Source organism: Ruegeria sp. AM2, assembly GCF_056540685.1.
The window spans coordinates 524,829-546,646 of the sequence record NZ_JBQFXE010000002.1; the positions used below are offsets into that span (position 1 = coordinate 524,829).

Below are 21,818 nucleotides of genomic sequence, written 5' to 3' on the forward strand. Positions count from 1 at the left end.
TCCGGATTTGCCTTGTGGTTCAAATGCGGATTTCAGGGCACCAAGGGTGACAAAACCGGGCATCTATGCTGTCGTAAATTCGGGCTGATCAAGTATTGAAGCCTCTGAACGGACTGGAGTCCTGATATGTGGCAACGCAAACGTCCCCTCAAAACGCCCGAACCCGTCAAACGACGCTGCCATCGTTGCCGAGGTGCGGGGCGCGCGCCCTGTCAGATTTGCAATGGTGCCGGAGAAATCGTCAAAAGTCGTGACATTCTTGGCAAACCAATCTCGAGCCGTTGCGACGGTTGCTTTGGATTAAAAACAATCCGCTGCACGACCTGTGGTGGAGAAGGTTTTCTGTAACAATTTTCAAACAAAAAAAGCCCGGCCAAGCCGGGCTTTTGGATGATCAACTTGCGCGAATTTAACCGTCCGTACCCTCGGTCTCGGTGCCGGATGTGCAGCTGGCAACCAGTTCTTCGTATTGCGCTGTGACCCAGCCCAGGGCGGCCTCGGGGTTTTGTTCCTCGATCTGGCCGCTGAACTGTTCAAAGACCTTTGCGGACCGGCTTTCGTCAACCAGCGTGTAAGACTGGCCTGTCATAACAGTGTCGTAGACAAAGAAGGCGATCGCCACCAACAGGATGCCGCGTGCGATGCCGAAAAAGAACCCAAGCGCCTGATCCAGCCCGCCAAGGGCCGAGCGCTGAACCAGCGATGAAAATAGAGGCGTGAAAATGCTGACCACAATCAGCGCGACCGCAAATACCGCAGCAAACCCGGTAATGACAGACAATTCGCAACTGTCGCGCAGGAATTCACCAACGACCGGGACCTCTTTGACCAAAGGCACAACCTGCGGCGCGAAGATAAAGGCCAGAACGGCCGCAGCAACCCAACCGGCGATGGCCAGAACCTCGCGCATGAAGCCGCGCGAATAGGCCAGAATGCCTGACAGCACGACGATCAGGGCAACGACCCCGTCAATTATTGTAAAACCTTCCATGGCCCTCGCCTGTTCTTTTTCTGCCCCTTGCGGCGCGACTTTAACCTGCTCCGAAGGTTTCGCCAACAAACCCAACCAAATCAGAGGGTCGGGTGAGTGTCAGACCTGCCACAGTGCCGGTTTTGCCGCCTGCCGGGGCAATTGCTGCCGTGAAACCAAGTTTTTGCGCTTCTTTCAACCTGTTTTCCGTCTGCGGGGCCGGTCTAAGTGCCCCGGACAGCGAGATTTCTCCGAAAACGACGGTGTCGGCGGGCAGGGCGGTGTCTTCGCGCGCGCTGAGTAACGCAGCGGCAACAGCGAGGTCAGCTGCGGGTTCGCTGACTTTCAGCCCTCCGGCCACATTCAGATAGACGTCGAGCCCCGCAAATGGGATGCCGCAGCGCGCTTCGAGGACGGCAAGGATCATGGCGAGCCGTCCACTGTCCCAACCAACAACCGTGCGGCGAGGTTGAGAATGCGGTGACGGGGCGACCAGAGCTTGCAGTTCCACAAGGACGGGGCGGGTGCCCTCGATGCCTGCAAACACGGCCGAACCGGGGCTGGGCGCGCCACGCTCGGACAAGAACAGGGCCGATGGGTTGGTGACCTGTGCAAGCCCTTTGCCGGTCATCTCAAACACGCCGATCTCATCCGCTGGGCCAAAGCGGTTCTTGACCGCGCGCAGGATGCGGAACTGGTGGCCGCGCTCGCCCTCGAAGTAAAGCACCGTGTCGACCATATGCTCGACCACGCGCGGGCCTGCGATCTGACCTTCTTTGGTAACGTGGCCGACCATGATGATTGAGACGCCGTGTCGTTTCGCAAACGTGGTCAATTCATGTGCTGCGGCCCGGACTTGTGACACCGAGCCAGGCGCGCTGTCTACATTGTCGGCCCACATGGTCTGGATCGAATCGATGATTGCGAGACCGGGCTTTTCTGCCTCAAGCGTGGTCAGGATATCGCGCAGGTTGGTCTCTGCGGCGAGATGAACCGGGGCGTCTTCAAGCCCCAATCGGCGCGCGCGCATGCGAACCTGCGCGCTGGCTTCCTCGCCCGAGACATAGACCGTCTTGACGCCAGCGCGGGCAAAACGCGCGGCGGCTTGCAGCAGAAGGGTGGACTTTCCGATGCCAGGATCTCCGCCCACCAGCAAAGCCGAGGCGGGGACGAGGCCACCGCCCAGCACTCGGTCCAGTTCCTCGACCCCGCAGAGGGTGCGGGGTGGGGGTGTTTCCTCGGTGGACAGGTCCGTGAGTGTGATGGACTGGCCCCGCTTGCCACCGAGAGACTTCTTGGCCGGTCCGGCCGAGAGCGGGACGTCCTGTGTAATCGTGTTCCATTCGCCGCAGGCGTCGCAGCGCCCGGACCAACGGGTATGAGTCGCTCCGCAGGCCGTGCAGGAGAAAGTGTTCGTCTTTGCCATGCGGCCTTTGGTGCCCGAGCTTGGGCGGTTCTTCAAGCCCTTGCGGGCTTTCCTCTCCGCCGATGGGGCGTCGTGCCCTCAGGCCCTGCGGGCCATCGGTTTCGACGGGCGCTGTCGCGCCTATTCCGCTGCACGCGGCGGCATTGGGACCACGCTGGATTTGTTTTCGGCGTTGTCATCGGGCGCGGTCTGCAATTGAGCGGATAGTTCCGGCAACAGCTCGAACAATTCATCGCGCAATCGGGTCAGTTGTGACTTGGCGATAGACTCCTCGATCTCGATATCGCGTGTCCACTGTCGCAGTTCGTGCTGGATGGTCTGCGCGTTTTCGATCCGCTGCTGGAATTGCTCGATTTCTTCTTGACGCTGCTGCAAGAACATCCGAGCGCGGTTAACCTTGTCGTCTCCGTAAGTTTCGGCCAAATCGCGGCTGATTTGGCTCATCTGCGCGGCGAGTTCCAGAATTTCGGGCTCAAGCGACTGCAGGTTCGGGTGGTGCCGCAGGAAGGAGAGACGCTCTTTCACGGCGTCGAATTCGGAGGACATAAAAAACAGGCCCTCGCGGTCGGCGGCATGGGCCATGTGATAGGCCTCGGTGATGTCGCGCATGGTCAGGGCGAAATTGCGATGGTTGTTTTCCAGCGCCATCATCCGCGCGTTGGCGGGCAGGTAAAAGGCCAACATAAGGATCAGAGCGGTCACGCCGATCTGAATGAACATCCCCGCATCGACCGACGGCGCAGGCCCAAAGCCGGCCTGCATGGACAGCCACGGAAGCACACCCAGCGCAGAGAGCATGGTGGTTGCAACGGCCAGAAACGCCGCCGCGCAAATAAGGGCAAAAGTCGCGCGCAAAAATATGTTTTGCATCTGCAATGTCATTGAATGGAGGGCGGCCATGATCGTCGTACTCCTTCTGAAACCGGTACACACCGGGCCGAAGCGGAGGACAGATCAAACACGTATTACGATCCGCTACGGACCCGAAAACTACAAAAACTTGCTGCTCGAAATATTAAGATGATACTCAGATAATTGTTTTCAATCAATTAGGTCTGAGGATTTCGTGATCTGGATGTCATCTCGGTAATATATCCCAGCGCGATTGAGGCCAGAATACAGCCTGTAAACAGGTAAAGACCCCACGCTGTTTCGATGGTGGCATACGAGATGCCCTTGGCCAGCGTGATGTAGAGCGCAATAAGGAAGATGTCGGCCATCGCAAGCTTGCCGAGGATGTTCAGAGCAGGCTGTACGCGCGGGTCCAGCAGGTCCCATTGGATCAGGGCGGTTCCGATGGTTTTGATGTATGGGGCAAAGAGGGCAAAGACGGTTACGACCAGCGCGAGGAAGATGTCGGATTTCCAGAGCGATTGGAGACCCGTGATGACGCTGATCTCGCTGAGGCCGAAGATAGGGAGGAGCCCGGCGCGCATCAGTGGGGCGAACCACGCGATTGGGTAGAGGATGAGGAGGGAGAGGGTGGCGAGGCGGAGGGTCATTCCTCTTCTTCTTGCTCAGGTGCGGGGAGTCTTCTCAGTTGTTCTGGTGCTGGAATCTGATCATACTCCTTTGAGTTTGAGCGAGCGATCTGAGCAACTTCTTTCATTCTGTCCGTTAGTGGTTTGATATCTGTTCCAAATTTACCCAGCGTTTCTCCAACATCAGAAACACCCGCTCTTACGACATCCAGCAGGCCTTTAGGTTGCTCTACTTGGTGTTCGATACCAGCTATCCTGTTAAGCAATCGACGTTTGTGTGGCTGGTCAAAGACCGTAGTTGCCAAAACGATTTTTCGCATCTGCGCGCAAAGGCCCAAGACTTTCGCTTTGTCTTTCTTTCCAAGATGAAACGTGGGTGCAAGCTCATCTGTATCGAGGTCACTTTTGATTGAGGTAACCAAGTCATACGTTGCGGACACTTCCAAAATCTTTGAAAGCCGATTAGCAATTGTTATGAGGTCGACTGGCGCAGATGGAAACTTGTTATCGGTCGCCCTTACGATTTGGACGAACTTGGTTGGCAAGTTTCTTTCATTCGCATCAGTGAGCATAACGAGCTCATCAAAATCTGGACGTTTAAACTCCAATTTTGCTCGAAATTCGGCAACAATTTCGTAAACTCTTTCAAGTGAATTTGCCATTTGACTACCTTACCGCCTCAATCGGCCCCTCCGCACTCCCGCTGATGAACTGCTCCACATAAGGATCACCCGAGTTATCCATCTGACCGACCGGGCCGGTCCATTGGATCACGCCTCCGTGCAGCATGGCGACGTTGTCGGCAATTGCGCGGACGGAACTCATGTCGTGGGTGATGGTCATCGCGGTGGCGCCCATCTCGGTCACGATCTCGCGGATCAGGTCGTTGATGACGCCGGACATGATCGGGTCCAACCCGGTGGTGGGTTCGTCGAAAAAGATGATTTCGGGCTCGGCGGCGATGGCGCGGGCGAGGCCAACGCGTTTTTGCATGCCGCCCGACAGTTCAGACGGAAAGCGGTCGGCGACGTCGGATTTCAGGCCCACGCGGCGCAGTTTTTCGATGGCAATCTCGCGTGCATAGTCGGCGGGGCGCTTGAGAGGGCCGCGTAGCAGGCGGAAGGCGACGTTTTGCCAGACCGGCAGGGAATCAAACAGCGCTGCGCCCTGAAACAGCATCCCGAACCGGGCCAGAAACGCGTCGCGATCCCCTGTGCTGGCGTCCTTGCCGTCGACATAGATCATGCCGCTATCGGGTTTGATCAGGCCAAGGATACACTTCAGCGCCACGGACTTCCCGGTGCCCGAACCGCCGATGATGACCATCGAGGTGCCCTTGGGGATATCAAGACTCATGCCCTGCAGCACATGGTTGTACCCAAAGGCTTTATGTACGTTCTCCATCCGGATCATATCGAGAAGAACACCCCTGTCAGAATGAAGTTGGCGGCCAAAATCATGATGGCGGCGGATTCGACCGAGGACTTTGTCGCCCGGCCCACGCCCTGCGCGCCGCGACCCGAGTTCATGCCGTAGTAGCAGCCCATGATGGCGGTGATCAGACCAAACGCGGCCCCTTTGGCCAGGGACGAGATGATGTCGTGCAGTTCGAGGAAGTTCATCGTGTTCTGCAGGTAGACCGCAGCGTTGAAGCCCAGGTTCTGCGTCGCCACGAAATATCCGCCCGCGATTCCGATCACGTCGCCAACTGCGACCAGCATAGGCACGGTAATCACCGCGGCCAGCACCCGCGGCGCAGTGAGGTATTTCATCGGATGCGTGGACAAGGTAACCAACGCGTCGATCTGCTCGGTCACTTTCATAGTGGCGATCTCGGCCGCGATGGACGAGGTCACGCGCGCCGCGATCATCAAGCCGCCCAGAACGGGGCCCAATTCGCGCACCATGCCGATGGCTACGATCTGCGGCACAACGGCTTCGGCATTGAAGCGCGCACCGCCAGCGTAAATCTGCAGCGCAAGCGCACCGCCGGTGAAAATCGCGGTCAGGCCGACGACAGGAAGGGACAGCCAGCCGATGTTCAGCAGCGCCATCCCGAATTCGCGCGGGTAATAGGGCGGCCGAAATATGTGTGAAACCGCGTCCACCGTGAACAGGGCGACGCGGCCAAATGTTGCCAGCAGGGACAGGACGGCGCGTCCCAGCCCGCCAAGCAAATTAAGAGGGTTCATTCAACATAGCCCCGTGAAAAACGGCTTCCTAACGATGTCAGGACCTCATACCCGATCGTACCTGCGGCCTCGGCCAGATCATCGACGGTCTGGTGTCCGTTGAGGATGCGCAGGCTTTCAGGATTAAAGGACAGGTCGGTGACGTCAATGGTAATAAGGTCCATCGAGACGCGTCCGACCACAGGGCAGGGCGTATTCCCGGCAAATGCATCAATACCACCTCCGATTGCCCGGTGCAGTCCGTCGGCATACCCGGCCGCGACGGTGGCGATCCGCGAGGGGCGGCGCGCAGACCAGCTGTTGCCGTAACCCACGGTCTCACCGATGGCGACATCGCGAATCTGTATGACCGGCAGGTCGACCGTCACCACAGGGCGGGCTTCGGCAAAGGGCATGCCGCCGTAAAGGCCAACACCAGGGCGGCACAGATCGAAATGATATTCAGACCCCAGCAATATCCCGCCAGTCGCAGCGAGAGAACGGGGAACCGCCAGGCCGTCTGTCATTTGCCGGAACGCCTTAAGTTGCTGGGCGTTCATGGAGTGTTCAGGTTCATCCGCGCAGGCCAGATGGGACATCACAAGACTGGGGTTTGCAGCCAGCACCTCAGATCGCATGTCCTCCCATTCGGCGGGTTCCACACCCAGCCGGTTCATGCCGGTATCAAGTTGAATGCCGAACGGATGGCCCGGAAGGGATTGCATGTGGCGCTGAAACTGCTCGGGCGCGTTGATCAGCGGCGTAAGGTTGTGGTCTTTCAGAAGATCGGTGTCGCGCTCCATATGGCCCGAGAACACAAAGACTGTCGCCTCGGGTCCAACGGCCTGACGCACGGTCGCGCCCTCTTCTGCGACCGCTACGAAGAACTTGCGCACGCCTTCATCCGCCAGTGCAGCAGCCACCGGTCCTGCACCTAGCCCATAGGCGTCGGCCTTGACGACGGCACCGGTTTCGACTTCGGTTTTGGCGTCCAGCGCCTGCCAGTTCTGGATCAGCGCGTGAAGGTTGATTGTCAGGTGTGCGGTACTCATGCCCCTGTTCATGCCACCGCACCCCATGAGGTCAAGAGGGAATGGACCAAAACCGCGCGTCACGCGACCAATCGCAGGCGGATTGTCCCGAAATCCTAAGGAAACTCATTGATAATAGGGGTTTGCTACTTTAGCGAGAATGCGCGGGATTGTGTGCATTCAGAGAGAAAAAAACCCGCCAAGTCATGATCGTCTCTGATAGCCTTGCATCCGGCTGGCTTGATTTCGGACCGAAATGAAGCCCTAGGACAAACGGAGAAGGACACCACGCTGTGATCAAACGCGACTATGAGACCGAAAAGGATCAAATCGCGGCGCTGTTTGAACAGGTCTTCACGGCGTCGGAAGGGGCCGCCGAGGGGCAATTGATCCGATCATTTGTGACCGACCTGATGACCACCCCCGACGCAGATCTGTTCGTTTTCACCTCTTGGGACCAAGATGTTTTAGCGGGCTGTATCTGTTTCTCACGGCTGACATTTGATCAAGATGACAGGCAAGCATTCATCCTGTCCCCGGTCGCAGTCAAAACGGATCGGCAACGTGGCGGTGTGGGGCAGGACCTTATTCGCTTTGGGCTGAACACACTGCGGGATGTGGGTGTGGATTTTGTGGTTACCTATGGTGATCCGGCGTATTACGTCAAAACTGGCTTTAGTCAGATCAGCGAGGATTTTGCGCAAGCCCCGCTGAGCCTAAGCCATCCTCATGGCTGGTTGGGTCAATTCCTCTCGGATCAGAATACTGGCCCCTTGCGCGGCCAGTCGCGCTGTGTCGAAGCGCTGAACCGGCCGGAGCTTTGGTAGAGGTCAGTACCCTTCGATCTGACCTTCCTGTTGCCAGGGTTTGACCAGGTTGCCAAAGCGTGTGAATTGCGCTTCGAACGAAAGTTCGACCGTGCCGATGGGGCCATGGCGCTGTTTGCCAACGATAATCTCGGCCTTGCCATGCAGGTGCTCCATCGCCTGCTTCCACTCTTCCATCTTTTCCAGCTCGTGATCTCCGGGCTTTTCGCGCTCTTTGTAGTATTCCTCGCGGAATACGAACATCACCACGTCGGCGTCCTGTTCGATCGAGCCTGATTCCCGCAGGTCACTCAACTGCGGGCGTTTATCATCGCGGTTTTCAACCTGACGGCTGAGCTGAGACAATGCGATCACGGGAATATTCAGTTCCTTGGCGATGGCTTTCATACCCATCGAAATCTCGGCGATTTCGTTGACACGGTTGTCAGACATGCCCCGGCACAGCTGCAAATAATCGATGACCAACAAATCCAGCCCATGCGTTCTCTTCAGCCGCCGCGCACGCGCGGCGAGCTGAGAGATCGGGAGGGCGGGGGTGTCGTCTATGAATAGCGGGCAGGCCTCCAGTTCCTTTGCGGCGTCCACGAAACGGCGGAACTCGGCCTCGGTCATGTCGCCCTGGCGGATCTTGTGGCTGGAAATTTCCGAGGCCTCGGCCAGAACACGACCGGCAAGCTGTTCGGCGCTCATCTCCAATGAGAAGAACCCAACAACGCCGCCATCGACCGCACCTTCGGACCCATCCGATTTAGTGCCGCGTTTGTAAGCCTTGGCAACGTTGAACGCCACGTTGGTCGCCAGCGAGGTTTTCCCCATCGAAGGACGCCCCGCAAGGATGATCAAGTCCGAGGGGTGCAGACCCCCAAGTTGCTTGTCCAGATCGGCCAGACCGGTGGAAATCCCCGCCATGCCACCACCGCGCTGGTACGCTTCGTTGGTGACATTGACGGCTTCTGTGACCGCCTTGAGGAAGGATTGAAAACCCTGTTCGGTCTGGCCCTGCTCGGACAACTGATAAAGCTGTTGCTCGGCCTCGACGATTTGCTCTTTCGGTTCGCTGGATACATCGACCCGCGCTGCCTTGTCCGAGATGTCACGGCCCAACCGAATCAACTCGCGCCGGATGGCGAGGTCATAGATCATCTGGGCATAGTCATGTACCGCGAAGGCACTGATCGAGGCACCGGCCAATTTGACCAGATAGGCGGGGCCGCCCAGTTCTTTCAGGCCGTCATCCTCGGCCATGAAAGATTTCAGCGTCACGGGTGAGGCCAGCGCATTCTTGGCGATGCGTGCGGCCGCCACCTCGTAGATCCGCGAGTGGACCGGGTCAAAAAAGTGCTCGGCCCCGATGATCGAGGCGACCCGGTCATAGAGGTCGTTATTCGTCAGGATTGCGCCCAGAAGCTGCTGCTCGGCCTCAATCGAATGCGGCATTGTTTCAGCATTTTGAATCTGTGCTGCCGCCTGCTCGATACTGCTTATCTCGTTCATTTTGTCCCCGCTGCCCGTGCTGAGGTTCTATACGCCAAACCCTTGTTCAAGCTATCTGCAAATGAATGGGGGTAAGTTGGGATAACCGCCCACGGCTTTGGGATAACTGCCCATCTGAATGGGGATAACTTCCGCCCATTTTTGCACGAGAACGGTGCTATCGCAACATTTGGTGTTAGGTGTGTATTCGCAGACTAGATAGGCGTGGTTGGGGACGATTCGAATATCAACTATCCCCAAGCTGCCCACAGGCCGAAATTCAAGATTTATGCGTTTCCTGCCAGCCCCGAGGGTCCCTCAGGAAGGCCTCGACACCGCTAAGGGTCTCTTCATCAAAGGCCTTTTGCGCCTTGGCCTCGGCCAAGACATCCCACCATGTGCACAAGGAATGCAGCTTTATCCCGTGATCGCCCAACGTCTTCTCGGTCTCAGGGAAAATGCCATAGTAGAAGATTACCGCTGTATGGCCGCAGGTTGCGCCAGTTTCGCGGATCGCATCCACGAAAGACAGCTTAGATCCGCCGTCGGTGGTAAGGTCCTCGACCAGCAGCACCCGTTCGCCTTCGCTCATCGCGCCTTCGATGCGGGCGTTGCGGCCGTAGCCTTTGGGCTTCTTCCGTACATAGGTCATCGGCAGCGCCATGCGCTCGGCGACCATAGCGGCGAAGGGGATGCCTGCGGTCTCACCACCCGCAATATTGTCAAACGCCTCAAAGCCTGCGTCGCGCATCACGGTGACGGTCAGGAAGTCCATAAGGGTCGAGCGGATGCGCGGGTATGAGATCAGCTTGCGGCAGTCGATATAGGTCGGGCTGGGCAGGCCGCTGGCCAGTGTGAACGGCTCGCGTGAGTTAAAGTGAACGGCCTTGATCTCCAGCAGCATCCGCGCGGTCAGGCGGGCGATTTCGGTGCTGTCGGGGAAGGAACTGGGGATCATGGCGCAAACCTCTGGGCTGGAAGGGTGTCGCTGGCTGATAGCCTGCTTGCGACCCAAGAGTCGATAGGACGAAAAAGAAGAGCGGGCCATCAAGGCCCGCTTTTTGTGAAGGTGCAGAAACCTACTTAGCTGGTCATGTCGTAGGCCCGTTCGCCATGCACCGACAGGTCGAGCCCGTTGGTTTCGGTCTCGGCATCGACCCGCAGCGGGGTGATCAGGGAAACGACCTTGATCAGGACAAAGGTGACGACGACCGTGAAGATGCCGACGATGACCAGGCCACCCAACTGAGCCGTCCATGCTCCCAAACCAAAGACGGCGATCATGATCGTACCAAAGATACCACCGACACCATGCACGGCGAAAACGTCGAGCGTGTCGTCGATGTTCAGCTTGTTGCGGATGATGTTCACCGCCTCCTGACACAGCACACCGGCGACAGCGCCAATGATCAGCGCCTGCACCGGCCCGACATAGCCCGACGCCGGGGTGATCGAGGCCAGGCCCGCAATCGTGCCCGTCACCAGACCAACCATCGAAGCTTTGCCATACTTGATCCGTTCGTAAAGTGCCCATGTCAGCGACGCAGTGGCGGCCGAGATATGTGTCACTGTCATCGCCATCGCGGCCCCACCGTCGGCGGCCAGTTGCGAGCCTCCGTTGAAGCCAAACCAGCCGACCCACAGCATCGCAGCGCCGATCATGACAAAGCCGGGGTTGTGCGGAGGCGTTGTGCGGTTCAGGCGCGGCCCTAGCGCCACGGCGATCACCAGCGCTGCCAGACCTGCGGTTTCGTGCACCACGATGCCTCCGGCAAAGTCGCGCACGCCGATTTCACCCAGGATGCCGCCATCGGTCAGGATGCCTCCGCCCCAGATCCAATGCACCACGGGCGCATAGCAAAGCAGCATCCACAGGGCCGAGAAGGTCAGCACAAAGCCGAAGCCCACGCGCTCGACATATGCGCCGACGATCAGGGCGGGTGTGATAATTGCGAAGGTCATCTGGAAAGCGAAGAACAGGACCTCGGGCAGGGTGCCCGACAAGCTGTCCGCATCGACACCGTTCAGAAAGGCTTTGCCCAGACCGCCCCACAGGCCCGATCCGCCGTCGCCGAATGCAATGGAATAGCCTGCGACCAGCCATAGAATGCTCATTAGGCAAGCAATGCTGAAGCAGTGCATGAACACGCTCAGGACGTTGCGGGCGCGCACGAGGCCGCCATAGAAAAGGGCCAGGCCCGGAAGTGTCATAAATAGGACCAGTGCCGTTGCCACTATGATCCAGGCTGTATCGGCTCCATTCATCAGCCGCTCTCCTCTTCAGCTTGCGTGGCGGGGCTTGAAGCGGAGTGTGGGCGGGGAAAAAAGAGGCAAGACCCCAAAAAGCCGCCCATTTTCGGTGCTTTTTGCAAAGCGGTGATTAAGTGTGCGTCAAATCTGAGTCATTGCACTATTTTTGTGCGATGTTGGAAAGCGCCGTCGAGAGCAGTTTCAAAGCATGATTCCGTGCCGCAACGCGCACCAGTTCGCGCCCGAGCGGGCCAAACTCAAACGTTTCTGTTGTTGTCGGCAATGCATCCGCCGCTGTTCCGAAGCATACGCGCCCTTCCGGTTTGAATTCAGAGCCACCAGGGCCCGCAATGCCGGTGATTGAAACGGTCAGTTGCGCTTCTGAATGCTGCAATGCACCTTCGGCCATCTCACGCGCGACCTCTTCAGACACCGCGCCGTAAGCGTTCAGCGTATCGGCCTTCACGCCAAGCATCTGTTGCTTGGCGGTGTTGGTGTAAGTGACAAACCCGCGCTCAACCACCGCAGAGCTGCCGGGAATATCAGTCAAAGCCGCAGCGACCATGCCGCCCGTGCAGCTTTCAGCGGTGGCGATCATCACGCCCTGCGCTTTGGCGCGGTCCAGCAGGTCGGCGATGGTCATAGACCTAGAACTCCATGTGCTACTCCCGCCAAAACCAGCACGCCGATTGCGGCGAAGACGCCAGCGATCACGTCATCCAGCATCACACCCATGGCGTCGTTGCGCCGGTCGGCCCAGCCGACGGGGCCGGGTTTGGTGATATCAAGCAGGCGGAACAGGAAGAAGCCCGCGACCCAGCCGGGCCACAGCGCCGTGATATCGATCCCGTGCGCCCAGGACGGGTAGGAAATCGCCCACAGAGCGATGAATTGCCCGGCGACTTCGTCGATGACAATCTCTGACGGGTCGTGGTTCTCCTGACCGGCGGTCATAACGCGCGTCGCCCAAAGACCACCGAAGAAAGCAGCGAGCGTTGCGATCACCAGCAGTGGAAAGCCGCCCAGCGTATGCAGGCCCCAAACAAGGGGTAGGGCAGCCAATGATCCCCACGTCCCTGGCGCGGGGCGCAGGTAACCGACGCCACAGACAGTTCCGATCAGACGCGCGGCGTTCATGATTTCACCAGACAGGCTGTGGCGAGCGACGCGATTCCTTCACTGCGCCCGGTAAAGCCCAGCCGTTCCGAGGTGGTCGCCTTGATCGAGACCTGATCGGCGCGCAGGCCCATGATACGGGCCATTTCATCCTGCATCACCTGTGCATGCGGGCCGATTTTGGGATACTCACAGACTAGGGTGCAGTCGACATTCGAGATCGCGTAGCCCATGTCTTCGGCAAGATCGACCGCGTGGCGCAGGAAAATCTCACTGGCCGCGCCTTTCCATTGCGGATCCGACGGGGGAAAGTGCTGGCCGATGTCACCTTGCGCCAGCGCGCCATAGATCGCGTCGGTCACGGCGTGCATTCCGACGTCCGCATCCGAGTGACCTTGAAGACTGCGATCATGCGGCACTTTCACGCCACACAGGATCACGTGATCGCCGTCTCCAAACCGATGCACGTCATAGCCGTTGCCCAACCTTACATCCATATTCATTCCCAATATGCGTTCCGCCCGGGTGAAATCCTCGGGCCTTGTGATTTTCAGATTGTCGGCGTCGCCCGGTACAATCGCCACGTCCAGCCCTGCCGAGCGGGCGACCTCGACATCATCCGCAGCCGCGCCGGAATGCGCCGCATGGGCGGCCACGATTGCGTCGTAGTGAAAGCCCTGCGGAGTCTGCGCCGCATAGAGACCACTCCGGTCCTGTGTGCCGGTGACGATCGCTCCATCGCCGGTCCAAAGAGCGTCTGTTACCGCCAATCCAGGGGCCGCCGCTGGCATCGTGCTGAGCGCGGCCAGAACGTCCTGAATGATCCTGTCGCTAACGCAGGGGCGCGCAACATCGTGAATCAGCACGTTGGAGACGTTCATTCCTGCCAAAACCGCTAACCCGTTACGCACGGATTCAGCCCGGTCCGAACCCCCGGATGTCAGGATCAGGTCGGTGTCCTCGAACTCCTGCCACGCCGCGCTATCCTCTTGAGATAAGACAAGAACAAGGTGATCGACATGCCCGCGAAACCGCTCAATCGTCCAGTCCGCGACGCGGCGTCCGGCTAGCGGTCGCCATTGTTTCGGGGTACCTCCGCCAGCGCGCAGGCCGCGTCCTGCGGCGACGATGATGGCGGCGGTGGTCATAGGGCGGATTCTCCGGCGATTTACCGGCAATGTTTAGGGCGCGGTGAATGGAGAGGCAATCACCCGCGTAAACGTGCCTAAAAAATGTGCATATGATGATTTTGCGGGCTTAAACGCCGTGGATTTGTTGTTCATATACGCTCAATTCGATATCACAGCCACAACTGCCCAAGGATTAAGCAAGTTGACACTGCTACTCGCCGACAAAGACCTCAACCCACCGGTTTTGCTCGCCCCCATGGCCGGAATCACGGATCGACCCTTCCGCGATCTGGTGATGCGCTTCGGCGCAGGGATGGTCGTGAGCGAGATGGTTGCCAGTCAGGAAATGGTGCAGGCCAAGCCCGGTGTGCGGGAGCGGGCTGAACTGTCGGCGGATGTGGAAAACACCGCTGTTCAACTGGCTGGACGTGAAGCGCACTGGATGGCTGAGGCCGCGCGTCAGGTTGCGGATCGGGGTGCGCGTGTAATCGACATTAATATGGGATGCCCGGCCAAGAAGGTGACGAACGGCTATTCCGGTTCGGCTTTGTTGAAAACACCGGATCACGCGTTGACGTTGATCGAGGCCGTGGTCGAAGCCGTGGACGTCCCGGTGACTCTGAAAACACGATTGGGCTGGGACGATGACCTTTTGAATGCGCCGGATGTAGCGCGGCGCGCGCAGGATGCCGGTATCAAGATGGTAACGATCCACGGGCGTACGCGATGCCAGTTCTACAAAGGGCAGGCGGACTGGAAAGCAATTCGGGCTGTTAAGGATGCCGTTTCGATCCCGGTGATTGCCAACGGCGATATTGTCAACACCAACGCCGCGCGCACTGCGCTAGGGCACTCAGGTGCAGACGGCGTAATGATTGGCCGTGGCGCGCAGGGAAAGCCATGGCTTTTGGCGCAGATTTGTCATGACCTCTATGGCGCAGTTGCGCCTGAGATCCCAAGCGGAGCAGAGCTCATCCAAATGGTGCAGGCGCACTATGAGGCCATGCTTGAGTTCTACGGCGCCGACTTGGGGCTGCGCGTCGCGCGCAAACATCTGGGTTGGTACATGGATGAGGCCGGAACACCCGCGCAATTGCGCCGCGCCATTCTGACATCCCGCGACCCGGTCGAGGTGACACGTATGCTCGGCGACGCCTTGGGTAATGAGACAGAGGCGGCGGCATGACTTCCGATCACAGCATCTGGGCGTCCCTGCCTGTTCCCGCCTTCATCATCGACGGCGATGACCGGATTTCCGATGTCAATTCCTCGGGTGAGGGGTTTTTGAATGCCTCTCGAAAGGCCGTTGTTGGCCATCCGGTTTGGGATCAGATCGCTGTCGATGCGCCACTGGAGGAAGCGTTTCAGCGTGCGAGAGAACAGGGAACGCCGTTGTTCGTTAACGACGTGGATGTGGGCTCGGGCAGCCGTGCGCCGTTACAGTGTGCTTTGCAAATCGCTCCGTTGGTTGGCCATCCGGGATTGATGATCATGATTATCTCGCCACGGGAACTGGCCGGGCGCATGACTCGCGGCAATACGGTGAAATCGGCTGCGCAATCGGCGATCGGCATGGCCGAGATGTTGGCGCATGAGATCAAGAACCCTTTGGCTGGGATCACGGGTGCTGCGCAGTTGCTGAGCATGAATATCCCCCCGCAAGATCTTGAACTGACGGACTTAATTGTCGCAGAAAGTCGTCGCATCGTGAAGTTGTTGGAACAGGTCGAGCAATTCGGAAACCTGTCTCAGCCGGATTTCAAACCCGTCAACATCCACGATGTGCTGGACCGCGCGCGCAGGTCTGCCTTGCTGGGCTTTGGGGCGCATATGACCATCATTGAGGACTATGATCCGTCATTGCCTTTGGCCTACGGTGACCCGGATCAATTTCTTCAGGTCGTTCTGAATTTGTTGAAGAACGCCTCGGAAGCGGCTGATCCCAAAGGCGGAACGATCCGTCTGCGCACCTATTTCGAACATTCGTTCCGCCTGCGCCGCAGCGATGGCTCGGGTCATTCCCTGCCATTACAGGTTGAGATCATAGACGACGGGCCGGGTCTGCCCGAGAAGATCCGTAGCGATATCTTCGACCCGTTTGTATCCGGCAAGGAAAACGGCACCGGACTTGGCCTGGCGCTGGTCAGCAAGATCGTCTCGGATCATGACGGCTGGATTTCGGCAGACTCTGTTCCGGGCCGAACCGTTTTTCGCCTGTCGCTGCGCCGGGCACCCAGAGAAAACAATAATAAGGAGAGCACCTGATGGACGGCACAGTCCTGGTCGCGGATGACGACCGCACAATCCGCACGGTATTGACGCAGGCATTGACCCGAGCAGGGTGCAAGGTTCACGCAACATCTTCACTGACCACGCTGATGCGTTGGGTTGGTGAGGGCAAGGGCGACGTTGTGATTTCGGACGTTGTCATGCCGGACGGCAATGGTCTGGAGATGCTGCCAAAAATCTCTCAGGACCGGCCTGGATTGCCGGTGATCGTGATCTCGGCGCAGAATACAATCATGACAGCCATACAGGCGGCCGAGGCGGACGCCTATGATTACCTTCCCAAGCCTTTTGACTTGCCGGACCTGATGAAGCGCACGGCGCGCGCGCTGGACCAGAAACAGCGCGCCCAGATTGAGCCCACTGAGGACAATAAAGACCGACCGGACGACTTGCCGTTGGTTGGGCGTACGCCGGTTATGCAGGCCCTTTACCGGTTGGTCGCGCGGGTGATGAATACGGATCTTTCCGTGATGATTTCCGGCGAAAGTGGAACTGGTAAGTCTTTGATTGCAAGGGCAATACACGATTTCTCAGATCGTCGCACATTGCCATTTGTAACGGCTACCGCAGTTGATCTACGGGATTTGGAAGGCCCTGCGCGGGTGATGGCACGGGTGCGCGGTGGCACGTTGTTGATTGATGAAATCACCGATATCGACGATGAAATTCAGGCGCGCATTGTCCGGATGATGGACACTCCGGGCGATCACATGCCCCGGTTCATGGCCACCAGCCAGTCGAACTTGACCGATGCGATGGAAAGCGGGCGCGTGCGACAGGATTTGTACTATCGCCTGTGCGGCGCAACGATCCACGTGCCGGCGCTGCGCGAGCGTGTGGACGACATTGCCCTTCTCGCGGAACATTTTCTGGCACGGGAAGAGCGCGAAAGCGGCACCAAGCGCTGGCTCAGCGCTGAGGCTATCGAATTGGTGCGCATGTATTCCTGGCCCGGCAATGTGCGTCAGTTGGAGAATGCGGTAAGGCGCTTGAGCCTGACGAGCCGATCTGACGAGATCTCGAAGACCGAAGTCGAGATGGTTTTGGGCAGCCAGCCCGAGGCAGAGCCTGTTCTGGGCGAGGGTGAGCGCGAAAAGCTGTCGACCTCGGTCGAGCGTCACCTTCGGCGCTACTTCGATCTGCACGGTAACATGTTACCGCCGCCGGGATTGTATCAACGCATTCTGCGTGAAGTTGAGGCACCGCTGATCGAAATAGCGCTGGATGCGACCGGGGGAAATCAGGCAAAATGTGCTGATCTTCTGGGTATTAACCGGAATACGCTGCGCAAAAAGATAACAGACCTCGATATTCAGGTGACACGTCGACGCAAACTGATGTAATATCGCCACACAAACCGTGGCATCCGGGTTCGCGCCCGGCAACGACCACGATATATGGCGGTTCGTCGCGCAAGCGACACTTTAGAATGAGGGCAGACGGTGGCAACCCGGGCACAGTACGGGCCAATCCTATCGATCTTCCGGTGGCGTAAGTCCCGGAGAATGCGCAATATCGGCACATTGGGTCTGGTTATTCTGGGCCCTTTTCTTACGCTCGCAACATACCTTGTCATCGGACCCTTTGATCTGGGTGCGAACGCGCCGACTCTGCGACTGATTCTTCTGGCTGATCTGGTCTACGTTCTGGTGGTTGCCGCGCTTGTGCTTGGGCAACTGGGTAGTTTGATCGCGGCGCGGCGGGCCAAATCCGCAGGTTCCCGACTGCACTTGCGCCTGATCGGTGCATTTACCTTTGCGGCCCTTGTCCCAACTGTGACCGTCGCAGTATTCGCCGGCCTGACCGTCAATATCGGGCTTGAAGGTTGGTTTTCTGACCGGGTGCGCGAGGTTGTCGGCTCATCCCTGACGGCCGCCGAGGCCTATGAACAGGAACATCGCGAAGGTTTAACACAGGACGCGGCTGTATTGGCGCGGTTTCTGGACAATGCGCGGGCACTGGATTTCTACATCTCAGACGCTGAACTGCGCGAGGTTCTGGCGCAGGGGCAGGCGCAGATTCAACGCGGATTGCGCGAAGCCTACGTGATTGACGGAAGCGGCGAAATTCGGGCGCGCGGTGACCGGTCGTATTTGTTCAACTATGAAGCACCGACGCAAGAAGACATCATCAAGGCCAACGATCAGGGCATGGCGATCATTGCCGATTGGGAAAACAGCGAATTTCGGGCCTTGGTGCCTTTGTTGGCCTATCTGGACCGATACCTCTATGTCAGTCGCGAGGTTGACGGCCAGTTGCTCACTTTGCTGGACGACACCAAGGAAACAGCCCAGTTCTACAGCCAATTGGAAAGTGAACGCGGCAGGGTGCTGTTCGAGTTCGGCCTGTTGTACCTGGCTTTCGCGGTCATCCTGATTCTCGCCGCCATGTCGCTGGGCATGTGGTTCGCTGAACGTCTGTCGCGCCCCGTGGGCCGACTGACGACCGCCGCGCAGCGCGTCGGTGCAGGTGATCTGAGCGTTCAGGTCATCGAAGAGGCCAGCGAGGATGAAATCGCCATGCTGGGCCGTTACTTCAACCAGATGACGCGCCAGCTGAAGGGGCAGCGCGACACGCTGCTGGAAAACACCCGCCAGATTGAGCGTCGCCGCCGGTTGTTCGACTCGGTTCTGAGTTCGGTGACTTCGGGCGTTGTCGGCGTGGACTCGGACGGGTGCGTCACATTCGTCAACCGATCCGCCGAACGTCTGCTCGACTGGTCGCGCGCCGGGGATAGCCTTGCCATAGGTATCGCGGTGCCCGAGTTCCTTCCACTTTTCGAAAGCCTCAAGGAAAGCGGGCAAGAGGCGGTACAGGGCGAGGTCAAGGTCACGCGAAAGGGGCGGTTGGAGAACCTTTTGGTGCGGATGGCCACGCGGCGCGGCGAAGATGGTGGGCTGGAAGGTTACGTGGTCGCTTTTGATGACGTCACCGATCTGGTGAGCGCGCAGCGCATGGCCGCATGGGGTGACGTCGCCCGCCGCATCGCCCATGAGATCAAGAACCCTCTGACCCCGATCCAACTGAGTGCGGAACGGATAAAACGCAAATTCTCACGCAAACTGGACGAGGACGACTGCGACACACTGGTTTCCATGACCGATGTCATCGTGCGGCAGACGAACGACTTGCGGCGCATTGTGGACGAGTTCTCGAAATTCGCCCGGATGCCCGAGCCGGACCGTCAGGAAGAAAATGTTGTTGCCCTCGTGCGTGAGGCCGTGCTGTTGCAGCAGGCGGGCCAACCTGACGTCCGGATTGAGGCTGATCTGCCCAACACTCCAATCCTTGCGGATATTGATGCCACGATGATGAGCCAGGCGCTGACCAACCTGATCAAGAACGCAGGTGAAGCCATAGAGACCCTTAAGAAAAAGGGAGCGCCGGGCAATCTGGAACCACAAATTCGGGTGGTCGTTTCAAGCGACGATGCGGTTACAGTTGTCACGATTGCCGACAACGGTATTGGTCTGCCGGAAGACAGGGCGAGGCTTTTTGAACCCTATGTGACCACACGGGATGAGGGCACGGGTCTTGGCCTGCCCATCGTCAAGAAGATTATCGAAGAACACGGCGGCGTGCTGACCTTGGAAGATGCGCCCGTCTTTGACGGACAGGACCATTTCGGCGCGATGGCTGTGATCCGTTTGCCCGGAGCCGTCGGCGCTCCGGCAGTCGCGCCACCCAAACAGGCGATTAAAACCAACAAACTGAAAGCAGGCCAAAGATGAGCGACATTCTGATCGTAGATGACGAACGCGATATTCGCGAATTGGTGTCCGACATTCTGGAGGACGAAGGCTATTCCACCCGATTGGCGGGCAACTCGGATGATTGCATGGCGGCAATCAATGCCGAACCGCCGGGGCTTTTGATCCTTGATATCTGGCTCAAAGACAGCCGTATGGACGGGATCGATATCCTCAAGGCGGTGAAACGTGACAATCCGGATGTCCCGGTGGTGATCATTTCCGGCCACGGCAATATCGAGATCGCCGTGGCGGCGATCAAGCAGGGCGCGTACGACTTCATCGAAAAGCCCTTTAACATTGACCAGTTGATGGTCGTGATCCGCCGCGCCATGGAAACCTCGCGCCTGCGCCGCGAAAACGCGTCGCTGAAGCGCAAAGAGGTCAGCTGTTCGGATATGATCGGCAAATCGGCCTCATTCCGCGCGATGCAGAGCCATTTGGACAAGGTCACCAAGTCCAACGGTAGGGTGATGCTGACTGGCCCCGCCGGTTCAGGCAAAGAGATCGCCGCGCGGTATATTCATGCGCATTCCAACCGCGCGAACGCTCCGTTCGTGACGGTCAATTGCGCCGGGGTCGAGCCGGAGCGGATGGAAGAAGTTCTGTTCGGGCGGGAATCTTCGGAACGCGGGATCGAGTCCGGACTGTTGGAAGAGGCGCATGGCGGCGTAGTCTATTTCGACGAGGTTGCCGATATGCCTTTGGGCACCCAGTCCAAAATCCTGCGTGTGTTGGTAGACCAACAATTCCAGCGCGTTGGTGGCACCGACAAGGTGCGGGTAGACCTGCGGGTAATTTCCTCGACCAATCGGTGTCTTGAAACCGAGATCGCGGCCGACCGGTTCCGCGAAGAGCTTTATCACCGGCTGAATGTCGTTCCGATTGCCGTGCCTTCGCTGGAGGAGAGGCGCGAGGACATTCCTGTTCTGGCGCAGCATTTTATTGAGATGTGCAATGAATCTCAGGGCTTGCCTGTGCGTGAATTGTCGGACGAGGCCGTTGCTCTACTGCAGACAATGACGTGGCCCGGAAATGTGCGTCAACTAAAGAACCTGATTGAACGTGTGCTGATTTTGGGCGACGGCACAGGTCCGATTGAAGCCCGTGAATTGCCGAGCGAGGAAGAAAAGTCAGACGATCCGGGCCGTGTGGTCCTGTCCGGCGCATTGGCGACCTTGCCGCTGCGCGAGGCGCGCGAAGCATTCGAACGGGAATACCTGCTGACCCAGATCAATCGCTTTGGTGGAAACATCAGCCGAACCGCGAGCTTTGTCGGCATGGAACGCAGCGCATTGCACCGCAAACTGAAGTCGCTGGGCGTGGTCACGTCGAACAAGTCCGGCGCGCGCGTGGCGCAGATCGATGAACCGGAACCGGCAGAGTAATCAGCCGGTTTGCCCCGGCGTGATGATCTGAAATGTTCCGTCGTCGAACTTCACAAAACACGACGCGCCGCTCAACGGTGGTAGCGTTGTGGTCCGCGCAGGCGTGACGCGAGACTTCACGCCTTGCTTGCAAGGGGGCAGGCTGATGGGGCGAAAGCCTTTTTGGGCCATGCATTGCGCCTCGACCTTGTTTCTCAGGCCCTGGTTGACATCGACGGTATAAATGCGCCCGGGCTCCCACCAGCCCGGGTTGCGATAGCAGCGCCCGCGACTGTCACAATAGCTTCGCCCCGGCCAATAGACCGGAGGGCTCTGCCGCACCTGATTGGCCACCGGAACATCCCGCAGCGCCTGCACCTGGCATGCGGTCGTCTCGGTCTGCATGCGCGCTACGCTTTCCCCCTCTTGATAATAAAGCGACAGGGGACCGCACGCGGACACCCAAATCAATGAAAAGAACAGGCGTAGCATTGTTTTCATGCAGTTATTCTGCCGCAGTTTCGACCCGGTTACAAAT

21 protein-coding genes are annotated in these 21,818 nt (G+C 58.5%); 6 read left to right on the forward strand and 15 right to left on the reverse strand.

What is annotated here, in order from left to right; all coding sequences use genetic code 11:
• Window positions 1-409 precede the first annotated feature (409 nt).
• The 8 genes from ACR0CR_RS08195 to alr all read right to left on the reverse strand — a co-directional run bounded on the left by ACR0CR_RS08195 (window position 410) and on the right by alr (window position 7,100).
• Window positions 410-991: a CvpA family protein gene (locus ACR0CR_RS08195; protein WP_480598109.1), complete on the reverse strand. Its 582-nt coding sequence runs from the start codon at window positions 989-991 to the stop codon at window positions 410-412.
• Between the two features lie 40 nt (window positions 992-1,031).
• The gene (gene radA, locus ACR0CR_RS08200; protein ID WP_480598110.1) at window positions 1,032-2,396 is read right to left on the reverse strand and encodes a DNA repair protein RadA; all 1,365 of its coding nucleotides are present in this window, start codon (window positions 2,394-2,396) and stop codon (window positions 1,032-1,034) included.
• Window positions 2,397-2,516: 120 nt separating this feature from the next.
• Window positions 2,517-3,266, reverse strand: a complete 750-nt coding sequence (locus tag ACR0CR_RS08205) for a DNA repair protein (RefSeq protein WP_480598111.1) — start codon at window positions 3,264-3,266, stop codon at window positions 2,517-2,519.
• A 179-nt stretch (window positions 3,267-3,445) separates the two neighbouring features.
• Entirely contained in the window at window positions 3,446-3,898 is a 453-nt protein-coding gene (locus ACR0CR_RS08210) for a paraquat-inducible protein A (protein WP_480598112.1), read from the reverse strand.
• Window positions 3,895-4,539 carry a hypothetical protein gene (locus tag ACR0CR_RS08215; protein WP_480598113.1) on the reverse strand — a complete coding sequence of 215 codons (645 nt, stop codon included), beginning with the start codon at window positions 4,537-4,539 and terminating at the stop codon, window positions 3,895-3,897. The genes ACR0CR_RS08210 and ACR0CR_RS08215 overlap by 4 nt, the downstream gene beginning before the upstream one ends.
• Before the next feature lie 4 nt (window positions 4,540-4,543).
• Complete coding sequence (locus ACR0CR_RS08220) at window positions 4,544-5,290, reverse strand: ABC transporter ATP-binding protein (protein WP_480598114.1); 747 nt, start codon at window positions 5,288-5,290, stop codon at window positions 4,544-4,546.
• Window positions 5,287-6,069, reverse strand: coding sequence for an MlaE family ABC transporter permease (locus ACR0CR_RS08225; RefSeq protein ID WP_480598115.1), 783 nt, complete (start codon window positions 6,067-6,069; stop codon window positions 5,287-5,289). The genes ACR0CR_RS08220 and ACR0CR_RS08225 overlap by 4 nt, the downstream gene beginning before the upstream one ends.
• Window positions 6,066-7,100, reverse strand: coding sequence for an alanine racemase (gene alr, locus ACR0CR_RS08230; RefSeq protein ID WP_480598116.1), 1,035 nt, complete (start codon window positions 7,098-7,100; stop codon window positions 6,066-6,068). Before alr ends, ACR0CR_RS08225 begins: the two co-directional genes overlap by 4 nt.
• 272 nt (window positions 7,101-7,372) lie before the next feature.
• Between alr and ACR0CR_RS08235 the strand changes: the two genes are divergently transcribed.
• Entirely contained in the window at window positions 7,373-7,906 is a 534-nt protein-coding gene (locus ACR0CR_RS08235; RefSeq protein ID WP_480598117.1) for a GNAT family N-acetyltransferase, read from the forward strand.
• Between the two features lie 3 nt (window positions 7,907-7,909).
• On the opposite strand, the gene ACR0CR_RS08240 is transcribed toward ACR0CR_RS08235, so the two are convergent.
• The 6 genes from ACR0CR_RS08240 to ACR0CR_RS08265 form a co-directional block, all read right to left on the reverse strand.
• Window positions 7,910-9,400 carry a replicative DNA helicase gene (locus ACR0CR_RS08240; protein ID WP_480598118.1) on the reverse strand — a complete coding sequence of 497 codons (1,491 nt, stop codon included), beginning with the start codon at window positions 9,398-9,400 and terminating at the stop codon, window positions 7,910-7,912.
• 259 nt (window positions 9,401-9,659) lie between these two features.
• Window positions 9,660-10,337, reverse strand: coding sequence for an orotate phosphoribosyltransferase (locus tag ACR0CR_RS08245; RefSeq protein ID WP_480598119.1), 678 nt, complete (start codon window positions 10,335-10,337; stop codon window positions 9,660-9,662).
• Window positions 10,338-10,462: 125 nt separating this feature from the next.
• The gene (locus ACR0CR_RS08250) at window positions 10,463-11,644 is read right to left on the reverse strand and encodes an ammonium transporter (protein ID WP_480598120.1); all 1,182 of its coding nucleotides are present in this window, start codon (window positions 11,642-11,644) and stop codon (window positions 10,463-10,465) included.
• Between the two features lie 145 nt (window positions 11,645-11,789).
• A complete protein-coding gene (locus ACR0CR_RS08255; RefSeq protein WP_480598121.1) occupies window positions 11,790-12,272 on the reverse strand; it encodes a CinA family protein in 483 nt (160 codons plus the stop codon).
• Window positions 12,269-12,766, reverse strand: coding sequence for a phosphatidylglycerophosphatase A family protein (locus tag ACR0CR_RS08260; protein ID WP_480598122.1), 498 nt, complete (start codon window positions 12,764-12,766; stop codon window positions 12,269-12,271). The genes ACR0CR_RS08255 and ACR0CR_RS08260 overlap by 4 nt, the downstream gene beginning before the upstream one ends.
• Window positions 12,763-13,893 carry a bifunctional 2-C-methyl-D-erythritol 4-phosphate cytidylyltransferase/2-C-methyl-D-erythritol 2,4-cyclodiphosphate synthase gene (locus ACR0CR_RS08265; protein ID WP_480598124.1) on the reverse strand — a complete coding sequence of 377 codons (1,131 nt, stop codon included), beginning with the start codon at window positions 13,891-13,893 and terminating at the stop codon, window positions 12,763-12,765. The genes ACR0CR_RS08260 and ACR0CR_RS08265 overlap by 4 nt, the downstream gene beginning before the upstream one ends.
• 184 nt (window positions 13,894-14,077) lie before the next feature.
• Between ACR0CR_RS08265 and dusB the strand changes: the two genes are divergently transcribed.
• From dusB to ntrX, 5 genes are all read left to right on the forward strand, one after another.
• Window positions 14,078-15,061 (forward strand): tRNA dihydrouridine synthase DusB, encoded by a 984-nt coding sequence (dusB, locus tag ACR0CR_RS08270; RefSeq protein WP_480598126.1) that lies wholly within the window; start codon window positions 14,078-14,080, stop codon window positions 15,059-15,061.
• A complete protein-coding gene (locus ACR0CR_RS08275; RefSeq protein ID WP_480598127.1) occupies window positions 15,058-16,140 on the forward strand; it encodes a two-component system sensor histidine kinase NtrB in 1,083 nt (360 codons plus the stop codon). Before dusB ends, ACR0CR_RS08275 begins: the two co-directional genes overlap by 4 nt.
• Complete coding sequence (locus ACR0CR_RS08280; protein WP_480598128.1) at window positions 16,140-17,507, forward strand: response regulator; 1,368 nt, start codon at window positions 16,140-16,142, stop codon at window positions 17,505-17,507. Before ACR0CR_RS08275 ends, ACR0CR_RS08280 begins: the two co-directional genes overlap by 1 nt.
• 162 nt (window positions 17,508-17,669) lie before the next feature.
• Window positions 17,670-19,895: a sensor histidine kinase NtrY-like gene (locus ACR0CR_RS08285; protein WP_480598129.1), complete on the forward strand. Its 2,226-nt coding sequence runs from the start codon at window positions 17,670-17,672 to the stop codon at window positions 19,893-19,895.
• A complete protein-coding gene (gene ntrX / locus ACR0CR_RS08290; protein ID WP_480598130.1) occupies window positions 19,892-21,301 on the forward strand; it encodes a nitrogen assimilation response regulator NtrX in 1,410 nt (469 codons plus the stop codon). The genes ACR0CR_RS08285 and ntrX overlap by 4 nt, the downstream gene beginning before the upstream one ends.
• Here the strand turns inward: ntrX and ACR0CR_RS08295 are convergent, their stop codons facing one another.
• The gene (locus tag ACR0CR_RS08295; protein WP_480598131.1) at window positions 21,302-21,685 is read right to left on the reverse strand and encodes a hypothetical protein; all 384 of its coding nucleotides are present in this window, start codon (window positions 21,683-21,685) and stop codon (window positions 21,302-21,304) included.
• Window positions 21,686-21,818: the final 133 nt, after the last annotated feature.

Excerpts from the sequence above, each read along its gene's own strand:
- ACR0CR_RS08195 (WP_480598109.1), bottom strand. The coding sequence starts at position 991 with ATGGAAGGTTTTACAATAATTGACGGGGTCGTTGCCCTGATCGTCGTG.
- radA (WP_480598110.1), bottom strand. The coding sequence starts at position 2,396 with ATGGCAAAGACGAACACTTTCTCCTGCACGGCCTGCGGAGCGACTCAT.
- ACR0CR_RS08205 (WP_480598111.1), bottom strand. The coding sequence starts at position 3,266 with ATGCAAAACATATTTTTGCGCGCGACTTTTGCCCTTATTTGCGCGGCG.
- ACR0CR_RS08210 (WP_480598112.1), bottom strand. The coding sequence starts at position 3,898 with ATGACCCTCCGCCTCGCCACCCTCTCCCTCCTCATCCTCTACCCAATC.
- ACR0CR_RS08215 (WP_480598113.1), bottom strand. The coding sequence starts at position 4,539 with ATGGCAAATTCACTTGAAAGAGTTTACGAAATTGTTGCCGAATTTCGA.
- ACR0CR_RS08220 (WP_480598114.1), bottom strand. The coding sequence starts at position 5,290 with ATGATCCGGATGGAGAACGTACATAAAGCCTTTGGGTACAACCATGTG.
- ACR0CR_RS08225 (WP_480598115.1), bottom strand. The coding sequence starts at position 6,069 with ATGAACCCTCTTAATTTGCTTGGCGGGCTGGGACGCGCCGTCCTGTCC.
- alr (WP_480598116.1), bottom strand. The coding sequence starts at position 7,100 with ATGAGTACCGCACACCTGACAATCAACCTTCACGCGCTGATCCAGAAC.
- ACR0CR_RS08240 (WP_480598118.1), bottom strand. The coding sequence starts at position 9,400 with ATGAACGAGATAAGCAGTATCGAGCAGGCGGCAGCACAGATTCAAAAT.
- ACR0CR_RS08245 (WP_480598119.1), bottom strand. The coding sequence starts at position 10,337 with ATGATCCCCAGTTCCTTCCCCGACAGCACCGAAATCGCCCGCCTGACC.
- ACR0CR_RS08250 (WP_480598120.1), bottom strand. The coding sequence starts at position 11,644 with ATGAATGGAGCCGATACAGCCTGGATCATAGTGGCAACGGCACTGGTC.
- ACR0CR_RS08255 (WP_480598121.1), bottom strand. The coding sequence starts at position 12,272 with ATGACCATCGCCGACCTGCTGGACCGCGCCAAAGCGCAGGGCGTGATG.
- ACR0CR_RS08260 (WP_480598122.1), bottom strand. The coding sequence starts at position 12,766 with ATGAACGCCGCGCGTCTGATCGGAACTGTCTGTGGCGTCGGTTACCTG.
- ACR0CR_RS08265 (WP_480598124.1), bottom strand. The coding sequence starts at position 13,893 with ATGACCACCGCCGCCATCATCGTCGCCGCAGGACGCGGCCTGCGCGCT.
- ACR0CR_RS08275 (WP_480598127.1), top strand. The coding sequence starts at position 15,058 with ATGACTTCCGATCACAGCATCTGGGCGTCCCTGCCTGTTCCCGCCTTC.
- ACR0CR_RS08280 (WP_480598128.1), top strand. The coding sequence starts at position 16,140 with ATGGACGGCACAGTCCTGGTCGCGGATGACGACCGCACAATCCGCACG.
- ACR0CR_RS08285 (WP_480598129.1), top strand. The coding sequence starts at position 17,670 with ATGCGCAATATCGGCACATTGGGTCTGGTTATTCTGGGCCCTTTTCTT.
- ntrX (WP_480598130.1), top strand. The coding sequence starts at position 19,892 with ATGAGCGACATTCTGATCGTAGATGACGAACGCGATATTCGCGAATTG.
- ACR0CR_RS08295 (WP_480598131.1), bottom strand. The coding sequence starts at position 21,685 with ATGCAGACCGAGACGACCGCATGCCAGGTGCAGGCGCTGCGGGATGTT.